Annotated in this window: 16 protein-coding genes; 10 read left to right on the top strand and 6 right to left on the bottom strand. The window is 72.0% G+C overall.

Going from position 1 to position 17,194, the window contains the following annotated elements; all coding sequences use genetic code 11:
- Positions 1-28 precede the first annotated feature (28 nt).
- Together ACIA8L_RS18390 and ACIA8L_RS18385 are read left to right on the top strand one after the other, a co-directional pair.
- On the top strand, positions 29-1,030 hold the full coding sequence (locus ACIA8L_RS18390; RefSeq protein ID WP_395905800.1) for an ABC transporter substrate-binding protein: 1,002 nt from the start codon (positions 29-31) through the stop codon (positions 1,028-1,030).
- The gene (locus tag ACIA8L_RS18385; protein WP_395905798.1) at positions 1,027-1,788 is read left to right on the top strand and encodes a siderophore-interacting protein; all 762 of its coding nucleotides are present in this window, start codon (positions 1,027-1,029) and stop codon (positions 1,786-1,788) included. Before ACIA8L_RS18390 ends, ACIA8L_RS18385 begins: the two co-directional genes overlap by 4 nt.
- Here the strand turns inward: ACIA8L_RS18385 and ACIA8L_RS18380 are convergent.
- From ACIA8L_RS18380 to ACIA8L_RS18370, 3 genes are all read right to left on the bottom strand, one after another.
- Entirely contained in the window at positions 1,724-3,214 is a 1,491-nt protein-coding gene (locus ACIA8L_RS18380) for a flavin-containing monooxygenase (protein ID WP_395905796.1), read from the bottom strand. The two genes, ACIA8L_RS18385 and ACIA8L_RS18380, sit on opposite strands and share 65 nt — an antisense overlap.
- Before the next feature lie 2 nt (positions 3,215-3,216).
- Complete coding sequence (locus tag ACIA8L_RS18375; protein WP_395905794.1) at positions 3,217-3,681, bottom strand: cupin domain-containing protein; 465 nt, start codon at positions 3,679-3,681, stop codon at positions 3,217-3,219.
- Between the two features lie 101 nt (positions 3,682-3,782).
- Positions 3,783-4,544: an IclR family transcriptional regulator gene (locus ACIA8L_RS18370; protein WP_395905792.1), complete on the bottom strand. Its 762-nt coding sequence runs from the start codon at positions 4,542-4,544 to the stop codon at positions 3,783-3,785.
- A gap of 18 nt (positions 4,545-4,562) precedes the next feature.
- Here ACIA8L_RS18370 and ACIA8L_RS18365 point away from each other — a divergent pair, with 18 nt between their 5' ends.
- Genes ACIA8L_RS18365 through dmpG form a run of 7 tightly spaced genes read left to right on the top strand, consistent with a single transcriptional unit; the run spans position 4,563 to position 10,312 of the window.
- Positions 4,563-5,318: an SDR family oxidoreductase gene (locus tag ACIA8L_RS18365; protein WP_395905790.1), complete on the top strand. Its 756-nt coding sequence runs from the start codon at positions 4,563-4,565 to the stop codon at positions 5,316-5,318.
- Positions 5,318-5,827: a cupin domain-containing protein gene (locus tag ACIA8L_RS18360; RefSeq protein ID WP_395905788.1), complete on the top strand. Its 510-nt coding sequence runs from the start codon at positions 5,318-5,320 to the stop codon at positions 5,825-5,827. Before ACIA8L_RS18365 ends, ACIA8L_RS18360 begins: the two co-directional genes overlap by 1 nt.
- Entirely contained in the window at positions 5,824-6,702 is an 879-nt protein-coding gene (locus ACIA8L_RS18355) for an alpha/beta fold hydrolase (RefSeq protein ID WP_395905786.1), read from the top strand. The genes ACIA8L_RS18360 and ACIA8L_RS18355 overlap by 4 nt, the downstream gene beginning before the upstream one ends.
- Positions 6,699-7,631: a 2,3-dihydroxyphenylpropionate 1,2-dioxygenase gene (locus tag ACIA8L_RS18350; protein ID WP_395905784.1), complete on the top strand. Its 933-nt coding sequence runs from the start codon at positions 6,699-6,701 to the stop codon at positions 7,629-7,631. The genes ACIA8L_RS18355 and ACIA8L_RS18350 overlap by 4 nt, the downstream gene beginning before the upstream one ends.
- Before the next feature lies 1 nt (position 7,632).
- Positions 7,633-8,397, top strand: coding sequence for a 2-keto-4-pentenoate hydratase (locus ACIA8L_RS18345; protein ID WP_395905782.1), 765 nt, complete (start codon positions 7,633-7,635; stop codon positions 8,395-8,397).
- Complete coding sequence (locus ACIA8L_RS18340; protein ID WP_395905780.1) at positions 8,394-9,317, top strand: acetaldehyde dehydrogenase (acetylating); 924 nt, start codon at positions 8,394-8,396, stop codon at positions 9,315-9,317. Before ACIA8L_RS18345 ends, ACIA8L_RS18340 begins: the two co-directional genes overlap by 4 nt.
- Positions 9,314-10,312, top strand: coding sequence for a 4-hydroxy-2-oxovalerate aldolase (gene dmpG / locus ACIA8L_RS18335; RefSeq protein ID WP_395905778.1), 999 nt, complete (start codon positions 9,314-9,316; stop codon positions 10,310-10,312). The genes ACIA8L_RS18340 and dmpG overlap by 4 nt, the downstream gene beginning before the upstream one ends.
- Positions 10,313-10,394: 82 nt before the next feature.
- Here the strand turns inward: dmpG and ACIA8L_RS18330 are convergent, their stop codons facing one another.
- The gene (locus tag ACIA8L_RS18330) at positions 10,395-10,775 is read right to left on the bottom strand and encodes a hypothetical protein (protein ID WP_395905776.1); all 381 of its coding nucleotides are present in this window, start codon (positions 10,773-10,775) and stop codon (positions 10,395-10,397) included.
- Positions 10,776-11,122: 347 nt separating this feature from the next.
- On the opposite strand from ACIA8L_RS18330, the gene ileS reads away from it, so the two are divergent.
- Positions 11,123-14,227, top strand: a complete 3,105-nt coding sequence (ileS, locus tag ACIA8L_RS18325; RefSeq protein WP_395905774.1) for an isoleucine--tRNA ligase — start codon at positions 11,123-11,125, stop codon at positions 14,225-14,227.
- On the opposite strand, the gene ACIA8L_RS18320 is transcribed toward ileS, so the two are convergent.
- A complete protein-coding gene (locus ACIA8L_RS18320; protein ID WP_395905772.1) occupies positions 14,213-14,947 on the bottom strand; it encodes a cobalt-precorrin-6A reductase in 735 nt (244 codons plus the stop codon). The genes ileS and ACIA8L_RS18320 overlap by 15 nt on opposite strands.
- Positions 14,948-14,966: 19 nt before the next feature.
- On the bottom strand, positions 14,967-17,144 hold the full coding sequence (locus ACIA8L_RS18315) for a ricin-type beta-trefoil lectin domain protein (protein ID WP_395905770.1): 2,178 nt from the start codon (positions 17,142-17,144) through the stop codon (positions 14,967-14,969).
- Positions 17,145-17,194: the final 50 nt, after the last annotated feature.

Raw genomic sequence — 17,194 nt, 5'->3', positions numbered from 1 at the left:
GCTCTCACGTATGAGGAGGCAACTCACCATGTCCTTGACCGTTTCCCGCCGCGGCCTGCTCGCCGGCGTCCTCGGCCTCGGCGCGCTCGCCGCCTGCGGCGATGACCAGAGCGACAGCACCGGCCCGGCCGCGAGCGGCGCCGCCGGTGGTCCGTTCGCCTTCACCGACGACCGCGGCACCGCCGTCAACCTGCCGGCCGCGCCGAAGCGGATCGTCGCCTACGTCGGCACCGCCGCCGCGTTGCACGACTTCGGCGTCACCTCGTCGTTCGTAGGGACGTTCGGTCCGCTCAAGACCACCGACGGTGGCAAGGACCCGCTCGCCGGCGGCCTCGACCCGGCCAAGGTCGAGTCGCTGGGCAACGCGTGGGGCGAGTTCAACATCGAGAAGTACGCGGCGCTGCGCCCCGAGCTGCTGATCACGAACATGTACGAGGCGAACCAGCTGTGGTACGTCCCCGACGACAGCAAGGACAAGATCCTCGGCCTCGCGCCGAGCCTCGGCGTCACCGTCTCGCGCACGTCGCTCGCCAAGGTCATCCAGCGCTACGCCGACCTCGCCAAGGCCCTCGGCGGCGACCCCACGGCCGGCAAGGCGCAGTTCGACACGGCCGCGGAGGCGGTCAAGGCGGCCGTCAAGGCCAACGGCGGGCTGAAGGTCCTCGCCGCTTCGGCCAGCCCGGACCTGCTGTACGTCTCCGACCCCAAGGTCTACGGCGAGCTGAGCCACTACCAGGAGCTCGGCGTCGAGGTCATCGCGCCGACCGCCGTCTCCGGCGGCTACTTCGAGAACCTGAGCTGGGAGAACGCGGACAAGTACAAGGCCGACGTGATCCTGCTCGACAACCGCGCGCAGGCGCTGCAGCCCAAGGACCTGACGTCGAAGCCGACCTGGGCGAACCTGCCCGCGGTCAAGGCGGGTCAGATCGTGCCGTGGCAGAGCGAGCCCCGGTTCAGCTACACCGGGTGCGCGGGCGCCCTGGACACCCTGGCCAAGGCGCTGACGGGAGCAAAGAAGGTCGCCGCGTGACCTACGACTTCTTCGACGTCCGGGTGTCGGCGGTGTCGGTCCTGACACCCTCGGCGGTCCGGGTCACCTTCACCGGTCGGGGCCTGTCGTCGTTCGTCAGCGGGGGCCGGGACCAGCGGTTCAAGCTGTTCTTCGCGGCCCCCGGCCAGGCGGAGGCGATCGTCCCGCGCACGCCGGACTGGTACCTCGACTGGCGCGCGATGGACCCGGCCGTGCGCGGCATCATGCGGACGTACACGGTCGCCGAGCACCGTCCCGATGGGTTCGACGTGGACTTCGCGCTGCACCCCGGCGTCACCGGCCCGGCCAGTGCGTGGGCCGCCACCGCGCGGGTCGGCGACCCGTTGCTGGTGCTGGGCCCTACGGTCACGGACAACGGCGGCGTCGACTTCCAGCCGCCGCCGGGCACCGACTGGGTCCTGCTCGCGGGCGACGAGACCGCGGTGCCGGCTTTGGCCGCGATCCGGTCGTACATCGGCAATCAGCTTCCGGTCCACACGTTCATCGCGGCCGCGCCCGCGCGGTGCGAGCCGGGCGGTGTGCACTGCCCGGCCGGATTGCTCGCACCCGTGCGGGGCGCCGCGCTGCCGGCGGGCACGCCCTACGCGTTCATCGCCGGGGAGTCGGGCGAAGTCCGCGCCCTGCGCCGGCATCTGGTGCGGGAGCGCGGATTCGACAAGCGGCGGGTGAGGTTCAGCGGGTACTGGCGGCGCGGGGCGACTGAGGACGACTTGACGGCGGCGCCGGAAGGCGACTGAGCACCGTCGGGGTGATGCGGCGGTAGGCGGCCGGGTCGACCGGGTTGAGCCAGTGGCCCGCGCGGACTCTGGCGCTGATGTTGAGGCCCAGATCGGCCAGCACCTCGTCGACGTTGTGCAGTGAGAACGGGATGATCTTGCCGCCGCGGCTGTGGTGGGTGTCCGTGGCGGCATCCATGAAGGCCAGCTGCTCGGTGATCCGTTCGCGCATCTCGGCCGGCGGCGGCAGCGCCACGGCGCCCGCCAGGTCGGCGGCGATCCAGACGGCGGCCATCTCCGCGTTCAACGGGCTGAAGAACGACGAGTTGTACCCGTTGAAGTACAGATCCGGCACGTCGGTCGGGCGGATCTGGCGGTACAGCTGGAAGTTGCCGCGCTCGTCGAGGATCCGCCCGGTCAGCTCGGCCGGGAAGAACGGCAGGCCCTGGGTGAAGCCGGTCGCGCAGACGATCAGGTCGGCCGGCAACCGGGTGCCGTCGTCGAGCTCGGCGACCCCGGCGGCCAGCCGGGCGATCGTCCGGTTCTTGCGCACCGTGATGCGGCCCGCGGTCACGGCCTCGAAGAAGCCCTCCGTGGCCAGGCCGATCGCGCCGCGCACGATGTCCTCCATCCGGCCCGGCGGGACCAGGTCGAGGCGCCGCAGGCCGAACTGGCGGACCGACACCGTCCCGATGGAGTTGAGCATCGAGCCGCGCAGGCCTTTGCCCGGCCCGTGCAGGAACTTCTCCACGCCGCGCAGGACCCGGTACTTGAACAGCGCCTCGCCCATCCGGGTCAGCAGGAGCAGCTTGAAGTTGAGGACCCCGCCGACTTTGCGCGGCACCTTCCACAGCAGGTGCCGGGCGATCACGTCGGTGCTGGCGGCAACCTCGCTCAGCGGCACCGTCACGTCGCAGGCCGACTTCCCGTAGCCGACCACCAGGACGTGCCGGCCGGCCGCGGCTTCCACGTCGTGCAGCGCGGTGCCGGCCAGCACCCGGCCGCCGGCCGCCTCGAACTCCGCGCGCCCGGGGTAGGCGGGGACGAGGGGCTCGCAGAAGATGCCGTTGGCGACCACGAGCTTGTCGAAAAGCTCGGCTCCGGCCGCCGTCGTCAGCGTCCAGCCGCCGCCGGGATCGGGCTCGGCCGCGGTCACCTCGGTGCCGAGGCGGAGCGTGAGCCCGAAGTGGGCCGCGTAGGACGCCAGGTACTCCTGCACCTGGGCACCGGTCGGCCACTGCGGATAGGCGCGCGGCATGGGGAAGTCGGACAGGGAGTACTGGGCCTTCGGGCTCTGCGTCGTCAGCCCGGGGTAGCGCCGGGTCGCGCTCCACACCCCGCCCACGTCCGGGGCCTTGTCGTAGACGATCACCTCGTGGCCGGCCTGCTGCAGGACCTTCGCGGTGGACAGGCCGGCCACACCGGCCCCGATGACGCCGACGCGCATGCTCAGCTCACCTCGGGCGGCAGCCGCAGCTCGAGGCCGAAGTCGGCCATGATCTGCTTGATCCGGCCGATGTCCCGCGGGCCCGGCGGCAGCTCGGCCAGGGCCTGGTAGTAGCCCTCCAGCCCGGCCGGGGAGACGACCGAGATGACCCGGGCCTCCTCGTCGGTGCTGTTGCGGAACGTGTGCACGACGTCGCGCGGGAGGTACAGGTAGTCGCCCATCCCGATGGTGAAGCGCTCGCCGCCGAGGAAGCAGTCGAGCCGGCCGGCCAGGCAGATGAACGACTCGTCCTCGCGGGTGTGCAGGTGCGGCGGGGGGCCGTCGGTGCGCGCGGGGATCGCGTACTCGAACAGCGAGTAGGCGTCGTGCGTCGTCTTGCCGTTCGCCTTCATCGTGATGCCGAGGCCGATCGCCGCGATCCGGGTTCCCTCGCGGGAGGGCAGCATGTACCCGCCGCCGAGCGTCATCGTCGTCTCCCTCTGCTGTGGGGTGTGCCTGGTGTCACAGCGTGGGCGCCGACGGGAGCGGCCCGCAATGGACCGTCCCGGTGAGCGGGACTGCCGGACGGCTACCGGCGGCTGCTGTAGGCGCGCGACGCCGCCGCGGCGGCCATCCGCACCGCCGGGCCGATGCGGTCCGCGCGCACCATCGGGCTGGGACCGGTCACCGACAGTGCCGCCACGACCGAGCCGAGCGGGCCGAAGATGGGGGCGGCCACGCAGCTCACGCCGATGTTGCCCTCCTCACGGTCGACCGCCCAGCCGCGCTGCGGGATCGCGGTCAGCTCGCGCATGATGGCGACCGGGTTCGTGAGCGTGCGCGGGGTCCGGGCCGGCAGGACGCCGTCGAGGACCGCGTCGATGACCTCGGGCTGGGAGTAGGCCAGGATCGCCCGGCCCAGAGCCGAGCAGTAGGCCGGGATCGCGCCGCCGACCTGCGACAGCATCGGCATCGCGCGATGGCCGGTGATCTTGTCGACGACCAGGATCTGGGCGCCGTCGAGCACGCCCAGCTGCACCGTGATCTTCGTGGCGTGGTGGAGGTCCTGCAGGAACGGCAGGACGGCCTCGCGCAGCTCCAGGCGGATCGGGGCCAGGCCGGCGATCTCGAACAGGCGGTTGCCGACCCGGTAGCGGTCGGCGGGCTTGTCCAGCCAGCCCAGCCGGATCATCTTCTCGGCCGTGCGGTGCGTGGTCGAGCGCGGCAGGCCGCACCGGGCGACCAGGGCGGCCAGGGTCAGCTCGCGGTGGGCCGGGTCGAACGCGGCCAGGATCGCGGCCGCCCGGTCGAGCGCACCCTCCGCGGGACCGTCCCGCTCAGCGGGACTCATCGTTGGTTCCACTGACGCATGGGGGTCAGGCTAAGCGAACCGCACGGCTTTGAGGAGGCCGCCATCCAAGCTCTCGTCGGCGGCGGCGCGAGCGGCATCGGGTTCGCGATCGCCGCCCGCCTCGCCGCCACCCACGACGTCACCATCATGGGCCGCCACGCCGAAACCTTGGAGCCGGCCGCGAAGCGGATCGGCGCGACCGCGCTGGTCGCCGACATCACCGACCCGCCGCCGCTGCGGCCGGACGTGCTGATCCTCAACGCGGGTGGCCCGCCACCGGGGCGGATCCTCGACATCGGCGACGAGGCCTGGCGCAGCGGCGCCGAGCTGCTGCTGACGGGGCCGCTGCGCCTGGCCCGCGGCGCCCTGCCGGCGATGGCCGAGCGGGGCTTCGGCCGGGTCGTGTTCATCACCTCGACCGCCGTCCGCCAGCCGCAGCCCGACCTGGCCGTCTCGGTGGTGCTCCGGGCCGCCGTCACCGCGGCCGCGAAACTGCTCGCGCTGGAGTACGCGGCCCAGGGCGTCACCGTCAACTGCGTCGCGCCCGGCCCGACGGACACGGCCCGGCGCCGGGAGATCCTGGCCGCCCGGGCCGCGCGCACCGGCCGCGACATCGACACGCTCGACCGCCTCGACACCGGCACGGTGCCGGCCGGGCGGGCCGCCGACCCCGGCGAGATCGCGGCGGCGGTGGCGTTTCTGGTATCCCCGGACGCGAGCTACATCAACGGGACCGTGCTCACGGTCGACGGCGGAAGGACGGAAACCATCTGATGGGTACCTCGGGAGCGGGCTTCGACCTCGGCGAGTTCCTCGGCGCGATCAGCGACACGGTGCGCCCGAGCACCGCGCGGCCGGTGGTCGTGCACGCCGATGAGCTCGAAACCCTGCCGGCCGGGCAGATCCACAACCCGACGACCCTCGCGATCGCCGGAAAGCTGCCGACGGCGACGTTCGAGATCTTCCGGCAGAGCATCCCGCCGGGCGAGAGCTCCGACATGCAGCGGCACTACCACGAGACCGTCCACTACGTCATCGCCGGGCGCGGCCACAGCGACGTCGAGGACGACACCGAGTCCTGGGCGACCGGCGACTTCATCTACACGCCGCCGTGGACGTGGCACCGGCACTACAACGACTCGGCCGACGAGCCGGTCGAGTTCCTGACGATCGAGAACTCCCGCCTGCTGGCCGCCCTGGGCCTCGCCCGGCGCCAGAGTGCCGGGCTGGTCACGGTCGAGGAAGCCAGAATCGCGCACGGCGGCCCGGAGGAGCGCACATGACCGACCTGCCAGAGCACATCTCCATCTGGGCCGAGCTGGCCGACACCGACCATCAGTTGCAACACCTGGACATCGCGGGGGTACGGACACGAGTCCTGCGCGCCGGGAGCGGACCGGACCTCGTCCTGCTGCACGGGACCGGCGGGCACCTCGAGGCGTACGCGCGGGACATCGCCGGCCTGGCCGAGGACTTCACCGTGACCGCCTACGACATGGTCGGCCACGGCTGGTCCGACCTGCCCGACACGCCGTACACGGTGGACGTCCTGGCCGCGCACCTGCTCGGCCTGCTCGACGCGCTCGGCATCGACGCCGCGCACCTGTCCGGCGAGTCGCTCGGCGGCTGGGTCACCGCGTGGACCGCCGCCCACCACCCGGACCGGGTGCACCGGCTGGTCCTCAACACGCCCGGCAACATCGCGAACAAGCCCGAGGTGATGGAGCGGCTCAAGGCGTCCACCCGGGCCGCGGTCCGCGACCCCAGCGACGAGACCGTCCGCCGCCGGGTCGAGTTCCTGTTCCACCACACCGAGATGGTCACCGACGAGCTGGTCAACCTGCGGCGCGCCGTCTACAGCCGCCCTGGCTTCGTGCGGGCGATCGAGAACACGCTCGTGCTGCAGGACCCGGCCGTGCGCCGCGACTTCGCGTGGGACCCCGGCTGGGTCGGCAAGATCACGGCGCCGACGCTGCTGCTGTGGACCGACCATGACCCGACCGGCGGCCTCGACGAGGCCGAGCTGCTGCTCGGCTGGCTCCCGGACGCCCGGCTGGTCGTCATCGAGGACGCCGGGCACTGGCCGCAGTGGGAGAAGCCGCAGCGGTACCTCGAGATCCATCGCCGGTTCCTGCGCGACCGGCGAGACCCGTCGTGAGCGAGCTGCTGGGTCTGGTCGCGATGTCGCACTCGCCGTTCGCGACGATGATGCCGCCCACGGACCCGGACGCGCCCGGCGGCCGGTTCCTCGCCGACACGGTCAAGGTCGCGGCGGCGGTCGCGGCCCTCGAGCCGGACGCGCTCGTCGTCATCGGCCCCGACCACTTCCACGCCAACTTCTACGACGCCATGCCACCGTTCGTGCTCGGCGTCGAGGAGGCCCACGCGTTCGGCGACTTCGACAGCCGCCGCGGTCGCCTCCCGGTCGCCGAGGAGCTCGCCTGGTCGGTGCGGGACGGCCTCGCCGACGGCTTCGACCTGGCCCTGTCGTTCGCGCTGACCGTCGACCACGGCATCGTGCAGAGCTACGAGATGGTCCGCGGCGATGCCGAGATTCCGCTGGTACCGCTGGTGGTGAACACGGCCGCGCCCCCGTTGCCGGCGCTGGGCCGCTGTGCCGGGCTCGGACGGGCGCTCGGTGCGGCGGTGCGGCGCTCGCCGTACCCCGGCCGCGTGTTGCTGGTCGCGAGCGGCGGGCTGTCGCACTGGCTGCCGTCGAACGACCCGCGGGACCCCGGCGTGCCGGCCGACCGCCGCGCGTCGATGATCCACGGCCGCCGGGACGTCGCCGCGTTCTCCGCCGTCCGCGAGCCCCGCGTCCGCGCCCTGGCCGGCAACCCCGACGCCCCCGTCAACGCCGCCTGGGACGCCTGGTTCCTGGAGCGGCTGCGACGCTCCGATGTGGACGCGGTCGTGTGCCTGGGCGACGAGGGCCTGGAGCAGGACGCGGGCCGCGGCGGCCACGAGGTCCGCACGTGGCTCATCGGCCTCGCCGCGGCCGGCCGCCCGCTGGCCTGGACGAGCTACGAACCGGTCCCGGAATGGATCACCGGCATGGCCATCGGCACGACGTTCGAGGTGAGCTGAGATGGACGCACTGTCGAGTCTCGTGGAGGCGCGGGCGACCGGGAGGCCGTGCCCGCCGGTGCGGGGGCTGCTGCCGGCCGGGGATCTGGGTGCGGCCTACGCGGTGCAGGCCGCGTGGGTCGAGGCCGAGGTCGCGGCCGGGGCCTGCGTCGTGGGGCGGAAGATCGGGCTCACCAACCCAGCCGTCCAGGCCCAGCTCGGGGTCGACCGGCCCGACTTCGGCACCCTGCTGTCGTGGATGGACTGCTCGGGCCCCGGGCCGATCGACGTCGGCGAGCTGCTGCAGCCGCGGATCGAGGCCGAGGTCGCGTTCATCCTCGGTGCCGATCTCGACGGGCCGGAGCTGGGGCCGGCCGAGGTGGCCGCCGCGACCGCCGCCGTCGCACCCGCGCTGGAGATCGTGGACAGCCGCATCGCCGGGTGGGAGATCGACATCGTGGACACGGTGGCCGACAACGCCTCGTCGGGGCTGTTCGTCCTCGGGGCCGCCCGCGTCGCCGTGGCCGGCCTCGACCTGCCCGCGTGCACGATGACGATGTCCCGCTCCGGCGCGCCGGTGTCGGCCGGGTCCGGTGCGGCCTGCCTCGGCGACCCGCTGCTCGCCGTCGCCTGGCTCGCGACGACCGCGCGGGCGCTCGGGGTGCCGCTGCGGGCCGGCGAGATCGTGCTCTCCGGTGCGCTCGGGCCGATGGTGCCGCTGCGGGCCGGTGAGCACTACGAGGCCACGATCGACGGCATCGGGACCGTATCGGCGGCCTTCGCATGACCGCCCAAGGTATTGGGGCCGCCATCATCGGGTCCGGGAACATCGGGACCGACCTGATGGTGAAGCTCCTCAGGGGTTCAGGAGTGCTACGGCCGCTGGCCATGGCCGGTATCGATCCCGAATCCGACGGGCTGGCCCGGGCGGCGCGGCTCGGGCTCGAAACCACCGCCGGCGGTGTCGAGGGGCTGCTGAAGCTGCAGCGGTTCAGCGATGTCGAGGTGGTGTTCGACGCTACCTCGGCGGCGGCGCACCGGGTGAATGCGGCGGCGCTGAGCGGGTACCCCCGAATCCGGCTCGTCGATCTGACCCCGGCCGCCCTCGGGCCGCACGTCGTGCCGGCCGTGGATCTCGACGCCCATCGGGACGCCCGCAACGTGAACATGGTGACCTGCGGCGGGCAGGCGACCATCCCGATCGTGGCGGCGGTCCGCTCGGTGGTGCCCGTCGCGTACGCGGAGATCGTGGCCTCCATCGCCGCCCGCTCCGCCGGGCCGGGGACGCGGGCGAACATCGACGAGTTCACCGAGACGACCGCGCGGGCCATCGAGACGGTCGGCGGGGCCCGGCGCGGCAAGGCGATCATCGTGCTCAATCCGGCGGAGCCGCCGCTGATCATGCGGGACACCGTCTGCTGCCTGGTGGACTTGACCGGTTCAGCTGCCGCCGAGGTCGTCGCGGCGGTGGAGGCGATGGTGAAGGACGTCGCGGCGTACGTGCCCGGGTATCGGCTCAAGCAGGCGGTGCAGGTCCAGCCCGTCCGCGGCGACGTGTCGACCCTGGCCGCCGGGGTGACGCATCAGATCACCGTGCTGCTGGAGGTGGAAGGGGCGGGGCACTACCTGCCCGCGTACGCCGGGAATCTCGACATCATGACCGCGGCCGCCGTCCGCGTCGGCGAGCGACTGGCGGTGCGGCGATGAGACTGTACATCCAGGACGTGACCCTCCGTGACGGCATGCACGCGACCCGTCATATCCTCACCCCGGCGCGGGCGGCGGCGATCGCGGCCGCGCTGGACGCCGCCGGTGTCGACGCGATCGAGGTCGCGCACGGCGACGGGCTGGCCGGGACGAGCCTGACCTACGGCCCCGGCAGCCACACCGACGCCGACTGGATCGAGGCGGTCGCGGGCGCGATCACCAACGCCCGCCTCACGACACTCCTGCTGCCCGGCATCGGTACCGTCCGCGACCTGCGCCGGGCCGTCGCCCTCGGCGTCCGCTCGGTCCGCGTCGCCACCCACTGCACCGAGGCCGACATCGCCGCCCAGCACATCGCCACCGCCCGCGAACTCGGCCTGGACGTCTCCGGCTTCCTGATGATGAGCCACCTGGCCGCCCCGGCCGACCTGGCCCGGCAGGCGAGCCGGATGGAGTCGTACGGCGCGCACTGCGTGTATGTGACCGACTCGGGCGGCCACCTGACCGGACGCGGCGTCCGCGAGCGGGTCCGCGCCTACCGCGACGTCCTCGACCCGGCCACCGAGGTCGGCATCCACGCCCACGACAACCTCTCCCTGGCCGTCGCCAACTCCCTGGCCGCGGCCGAGGCGGGCGCCACCCGCGTCGACGCCTCCCTGGCCGGTCACGGCGCGGGCGCGGGCAACTGCAACCTGGAGGCGTTCGTCGCCGCCGCCACCCTGGACGGCTGGGCGCACGGCTGCGACCTGTTCGCGCTGCAGGACGCGGCCGAGGACCTCGTCCGGCCGCTGCAGGACCGGCCGGTGCGGGTCGACCGGGAGACGCTGACCCTCGGCTACGCGGGCGTGTATTCGAGCTTCCTGCGCCACGCCGAACTGGCCGCCGACCGGTACGGGCCGGACGTGCGGGCGCTGCTGCTGGAGGCCGGCCGGCGCGGCCTGGTCGGCGGGCAGGAGGACCAGCTCGTCGACATCGCCCTCGACCTCAGCGCCTGATCCGGCTCACGCACGCGGAAGCCCCGGCCGGGAGCGGGCCCGGCCGGGGCTTGAAGCTGCGGTTGCTTGCGCTGCGGTGGCCTTAGTTGGAGGCCACGCCGAGGCCGGCCGAGGCGCCGGGCTCGTCCTCGCCGCCCAGGCCGCCCAGGCGGGCGTGCAGGTCGTCGATGTCGCCGCCGGTGAAGGAGGGCTGCTCGCCCTCGTCGTAGCCGGAGCTGTAGGCGACGTGCTGGCCCTGCTCCAGCGCCGTGGACTCGGACTGGGAGAAGTCGTGTCCGAAGACGCCGAACTGGTTCTGCAGGTCGGTCTCGGAGCCGCTGTCCGCGTGGACCTGGTCCAGCGCGCTGTGCTCCTGGCCCACCTGGAAGTGGCCGAAGTCGGTGTCGCCCGCACCGAACGTGTCGGGCTGGTCGTCGCCGGTGTAGCTCGAGTCGAGCTGGCCGCCGTCGTCGTAGTCGCTCATGGTGTGGTCCGCCTGTTCGTCGTCGTCGTTGCTCAGAACAGTAGACGCGCCGCCGCGGCGGTGTATCCCCAAAGTGCGCCACCCGGGTCCGGGGCAATGGGGAGGCGACGCCGGCGGGCGCGCGCCTATACTTCGGGCAGGTGTTGATGGGGACGAGTAGTCCAGCACGCAGCCCAGAGCGAACCGGGGACGGTGGGAGCCCGGCGGTGTGCGCCGGGTGAAGATCACCCCGGAGCCGTGGCTACACAAGAGTGGGTTGTGCCGAAGCACAGCCAAGGAGGGTGGTACCGCGGGGCGCGAAGCCTCGTCCCTCCGGCCGTGACCAATGACGGAGGGGTACGAAGATCATGTATCGGCCGGTGCCGGCGCAGGTGGATCTGTCTGCGCTGGATCATCAGGTGCTCGCGCTCTGGCAGGAGCGCGATGTGTTCGGGCTCAGCCTGGCCCGATCCGAGGGCAGGCCGGAGTGGGTGTTCTACGAGGGCCCGCCCACCGCCAACGGCATGCCCGGCGCGCACCACATCGAGGCGCGCGTGTTCAAGGACGTCTTCCCGCGGTACAAGACCATGAAGGGCTTCCACGTCGCGCGGAAGGCCGGGTGGGACTGCCACGGGCTGCCGGTCGAGCTGGCCGTGGAGAAGGAGCTCGGCTTCACCGGCAAGCAGGACATCGAGGCCTACGGCGTCGCCGAGTTCAACGCCAAGTGCCGCGAGTCGGTGACCCGGCACACCGACGCGTTCGGGCGGCTCACCGAGCGGATGGGCTACTGGGTCGACATGGACCGGGCCTACCGGACCATGGACCCGCAGTACATCGAGTCCGTGTGGTGGTCGCTCAAGGAGATCTTCGGCAAGGGGCTCCTGGTCGAGGACTTCCGGGTCGCGCCGTGGTGCCCGCGCGACCAGACCGGGCTGTCCGACCACGAGGTGGCGCAGGGCTACGAGACCGTCACCGACCCGTCGGTGTACGTGCGGCTCCCCCTGGTCTCCGGGCCGCTCAGCGGGAACACCGCTCTGCTGATCTGGACCACCACACCGTGGACGCTTGTGTCCAATACGGCGGTGGCAGTACACCCGGATGTCACGTATGTCGTTGCGACGGACGGCAATGAGCGGCTTCTCGTGGCCGAACCCCTGGTCGGGAAGGCCCTCGGGGAGGGCTGGACCCTGACCGGGGAGTCGTTCACCGGCAAGGAGATGGAGCGGTGGGCCTATCGGCGGCCGTTCGACCTCGTGCCGCTCGAGGGGGCGAACTTCGTCGTCCTCGGCACCTACGTCACCACCGAGGACGGCACCGGGCTCGTCCACCAGGCACCCGCGTTCGGCGCCGACGACTTCGCCACCTGCCGCGCCTACGACCTGCCGATGGTCAACCCGATCCGGCCCGACGGGCGGTTCGAGGACGGCCTCGCGCTGGTCGGCGGCATGTTCTTCAAGGACGCCGACGAAGTGCTCACCGAACAGCTCGGCGAGAGCGGTGCTCTCTTCCGGCACGTGCGGTATGAGCACTCCTACCCGCACTGCTGGCGCTGCCACACGCCGCTGCTCTACTACGCGCAGCCGTCCTGGTACATCCGCACCACGCAGGTCAAGGACGCGCTGCTGCGGGAGAACGAGCACACCAACTGGCACCCGGAGTCGATCAAGCACGGGCGCTACGGCGACTGGCTCACGAACAACATCGACTGGGCCCTGTCCCGCAGCCGCTACTGGGGCACGCCGCTGCCCGTCTGGCGGTGCGACGAGGGCCACCTGACCTGCGTCGGATCCCTCGCCGAGCTCGGCCAACGGGCCGGGCGCGACGTGACCGGCATCGACCCGCACCGGCCGTACATCGACGAGGTGACCCTGGCCTGCGGCGACTGCGGCGGCACCGCGCGGCGGGTGCCGGAGGTCATCGACGCCTGGTACGACTCGGGCGCCATGCCGTTCGCGCAGTACGGCTACCCGCACCGCAACACGGAGACGTTCGAGAAGAGCTACCCGGCCGACTTCATCTCGGAGGCGATCGACCAGACCCGCGGCTGGTTCTACACGCTGATGGCCGTCGGCACGCTCGTGTTCGACAAGTCCAGCTACCGCAACGTCGTCTGCCTCGGGCACATCCAGGCCGAGGACGGCCGCAAGATGTCCAAGCACCTCGGCAACATCCTCGACCCCATGGAGCTGCTGGAGCGCCACGGCGCCGACGCGGTGCGCTGGTTCATGGCGGCCGTGGGCTCGCCGTGGTCGGCCCGGCGGGTCGGGCACACGCTGATCCAGGAGGTGGTGCGCAAGGTCCTGCTCACCTACTGGAACACCGTGGCGTTCCAGAGCCTCTACGCCCGCACCGCCGGCTGGACGCCCGAGAGCAGTGTTCCGCTGCGCGAGCGGCCGGTGCTGGACCGGTGGGTCGTCTCCGAGCTCAACCGGCTCGTCGGCGACGTCGACGCGGCGATGGCGGCGTTCGACACGCAGAGGGCCGGGCGGCTGCTCGCGCAGTTCGTCGACGACCTGTCCAACTGGTACGTGCGGCGGGCCCGGCGCCGGTTCTGGCGCGGCGACCCGGCCGCCCTGGCCACGCTGCACGAGGCGGTCACGACCGTCACGCTGCTCATGGCCCCGCTCACCCCGTTCGTGACCGAACGGGTCTGGCAGGACCTGGTGGTGGCCACCGACTCCGAAGCGCCGGAGTCGGTCCACCTGGCGCCCTACCCGGTCGCCGATCCGGCCCTGGTCGACCCGGCCCTGTCGGAGCGGATGGCGCTCGTGCGGCGGCTGGTCGAGATGGGCCGGGCCGCGCGGGCCGACGCGACGGTCAAGACCCGCCAGCCGCTGTCCCGGGTCCTCGTCTCCGCCCAGGGCCTCGACGGGCTCGACGCGGAGCTGCTGGAGCTGCTCGCCGAGGAGCTCAACGTGCAGGCGGTCGAGCCGCTCACCGGCTCGCTCGTCAACACCACGGCCAAGGCCAACTTCCGCTCCCTCGGCAAGCGCTACGGCAAGCGGGTGCAGGAGATCGCCGCGGCGGTCGCGGCCGCCGACGCGGCGGTGCTGAGCGCGGGCTTCCAGCAGGCCGGAACGGCGACCGTCGACGTCGGCGGGGAGACGGTCGTCCTGGAGCGGGACGACGTGTTCCTGACCGAGACGCCGCGCGAAGGCTGGGCGGTGTCCAGCGACGCCGGCGCGACGGTCGCGCTGGACCTGACCCTCACACCCGAGCTGCGCCGGGCCGGCATCGCCCGCGAGGTGATCCGGCAGGTGCAGGAGGCCCGGAAGGCCACCGGGCTCGAGGTGACGGACCGGATCTCGCTGCGGTACCGCGCTGACGACGCCGAAACCGCGGAGGCTCTGGACGAGCACGCCGCCGCGATCGCGGATGAGGTCCTCGCCACGGACTTCGCGGCCGGGGACGGCTGGCCAGGGTCGACCGCGAACGAGGCGGCCGGCCTGACGTTCTGGCTACGCAAGCAGTAGCCGGGCCACCTCGTCCACTGTGGACAGCACGGGGACGCCTGGGGTGACCGGTGGGCGGTCGACGACCACCACCGGGATCCCCAGGCTCCGGGCGGCCTCGAGCTTGGCCGCCGTCATCGCGCCACCGCTGTCCTTGGTGACGAGGACGTCGATGCGGTGCTCCCGCATGAGCTCCGTTTCACCGTCCACTGTGAACGGTCCACGCGCGAGCAGGACGGTGAAGTTCGCGGGCAGCGGCTCGGGCAGTTCGGGCGGGCCGGGCGGTTCCACGCAGCGGACCAGGCCAGCGATTCCGATATTTCGGAAATATCCGATTCCCTGGCGCCCGGTCGTGATGAAGGCCCGCTCCCCCAGCGACGGCAGCCGCTCGGCCGCTTCGGCCAGGGAGTCGACGCGGGGCCAGCTCGGATCCAGGTCATATCCGGGGCGGCGGAGGACCACAAGACGTACCCCCGAAGCGGCACTTGCGACTGCGGCATTGGAAGACATTTGCGCGGCGAACGGATGCGTGGCGTCGACCACCGTGTCGATCCGCTCGTCCAGGAGATATTTTGCCAGCCCCGACGGGCCGCCGAAGCCGCCGACGCGGACCTCCCCCACCGGCCGGGCCGGGTCGGCGACACGGCCGGCGAGGGAGGAGATCACGCGGTAGCGGGGCAGCAGCGCCGAGGCGAGCCGGCGGGCCTCCCCGGTGCCGCCCAGGATCAGGACGGTCGGCACCGGGCCAGCTTATGGCCGTTTACGGGAAGCTCACCAGGTCTTCCACCTGGTGACCGGAGTTCACCGCGGCCCCCGTGTTGTTGATGACGTGCGAGATGGTGCCGGTGCCGCCGAGCGAGACCGTCACCACGTCGTGGAACTTGACGTTCGCGGTCGCCGGCACCTCGAACGAGTGGCCGAGGACGACGGCCGGGTTGGTGGAGAAGAAGCAGTAGCTGCCCAGGCCCCAGGCCTCGTGCGACGTGACGTTCGCGGCCACCTTGTAGGCGGCCCAGCCCTGCGCCCCGCCCCCGCTCGACCAGCTCGACTGGTTCGGCACGTCGTAGGGGATCTCGTTCTGGAAGAAGTACGTGCGGCCGCCGTTGCCGTTCCAGATCACCTGGTACTGCTGGTAGTGCTCCACGAACAGCCCGTAGAACGTGACGTTGGCGCCGTTGACGACGAGGCCGTTCGCGGCGGTGTTGGTGTTCCAGCCGACGGTGCCGCCGTTGCCGTGGTCGGCCCGCCAGATCCAGGTGTGGTCGCCGATCACGTTGTTCGAGTTGATCCGCAGGCTGACCGTGGCCTTGCCGACCGTGGCCCCGCCGATGCGGAAGGACACGTCGTGCAGCGACGTCGGGTTCGCGGAGTGGTCGGCGCTCGAACCGCCGGGGCCGACCTCGAGCAGGACCGGCGAGTTGACGGTGCCCGCGTCGAACAGGATGCCGGCCAGCTTCACGCCGTCGACGTCGGCGACGGTCATCGCGGTCACGCCGTTGTCCGGCACGATCGTGGCCAGGCCGAGGCCGAGCACGACGGTGTCGGGGCGGGTGATGCGGATCGTGTCGCTGAGGTGGTACACGCCGGGGGTGAAGAGCAGGTTCTGCCCGGCGGCCAGGGCGGCGTTGATCGACGCCGCGGTGGCGCCGGCCTTCACGATGAAGAACTGGCTGATCGGCAGCGAGCCGCCGGGCTGGTTCCCGCCCTGCCACGAGTTGCCGGTCGAGTTGGTCCGCAGCCCGGGCATGAACACCTGGTAGGCACCATTGCCGTCGACGTAGAGGAACGGCTTCTCGCGCACGACCGGGGTCTGCGCGACCCGCGTGTAGGGCGGGTTGGGGAAGTTGCCGCTCGGCGCGTTCGTGTCGCCGACGAACACCATGTTCCAGTTCTGCCCGGTCCAGCTGCCCATGGTGGAGTTGCGGGTGATCCACTGCTGCTGCGAGCCGGAGCGGATCTGCCCGTCGATGGCCGAGTCGGAGATCCAGCCGCCGGACGACCAGCCGCCGTCGTCGAGCTGCAGGTTGCCGCGCACGTGCATACGGCGATACGGCGCGGCCTGGGACACGGCCCACCGGTCGGTGCCACCGGTCGGGTTGACCGACAGGTTCTCGGCCGAGCGCCAGAAGTTCTGCGTCGCGTTGCCCTGGAACCAGTCCGCCTCGGCGTGCACGGCCCCGTTGATGGTCACCTGGTCCGGCGACAGGCCGAGGCCGGCGACCTGGGTGTAGAAGCCGACGTTGGCGTCGACGTTGTAGGTGCCGGGCTTGAACAGCAGCGCGTAGCGCTGAGCCCCGAACTGGTTGCTCTGCTGCCCGTTGAAGACCGTGTTGAGCCGGCTCTGGATCGTCGCCTGGGACATCGACGGGTCGAAGACCGACACGTTCGGCCCGAGGTCGGGGTTGTTCGGATTGTTCGGCGGCGTGCTGGTAGGGGGCACGACGACGCCGCCCGGCAGCGTCCACTTCTGGTTGGCGCTCGCGAAGCAGTCCCAGATCTGCAGGGGCGTGCCGTCGGCCGAGCTCGGGCCGGTCGCGTCCAGGCACTTGCCGAGGGAGCGCAGCGTGCCGTCGGAGTTGCGGGACCACTGCTGTGCGGCGGTACCGTTGCAGTCGTAGATCTGCACCTTGGTGCCGTTGGCGGCGCTGGCCGCGTTGACGTCCAGACACTTGCCGAGGGCCCGGACGGTGCCGTCGTCGCCGACCGTCCACTGCTGGGCATTGCTGCTGTTGCAGGTGTACAGCTGCACCTGCGTCCCGTTCGCGGAGCTGGCCGCGGCCACGTCGACGCACTTGCCGCCATAGCCGGTGATCGGGCCGACGGTCGCGGCCGACGCGCTCGTCATCGCGAACACGCCGATGCCGGCGGCGGCCAGGACGGTCGCCGCGACGGCGAGTCCGATCCTCAGGCGAGGCCGCCGTTTGGTGGAGGGTGTCACTACCTGTCCCTTCAGGGGGTGGGTCCGGATCGCTGTCCCCACCCCCTGCG

The sequence above is a fragment of the Dactylosporangium sp. NPDC051541 genome, assembly GCF_044454505.1.
Lineage (GTDB): Bacteria > Actinomycetota > Actinomycetes > Mycobacteriales > Micromonosporaceae > Dactylosporangium.
Note: the sequence above shows the minus strand (reverse complement) of the source record. Positions and strands in the feature narration are given on the sequence as shown.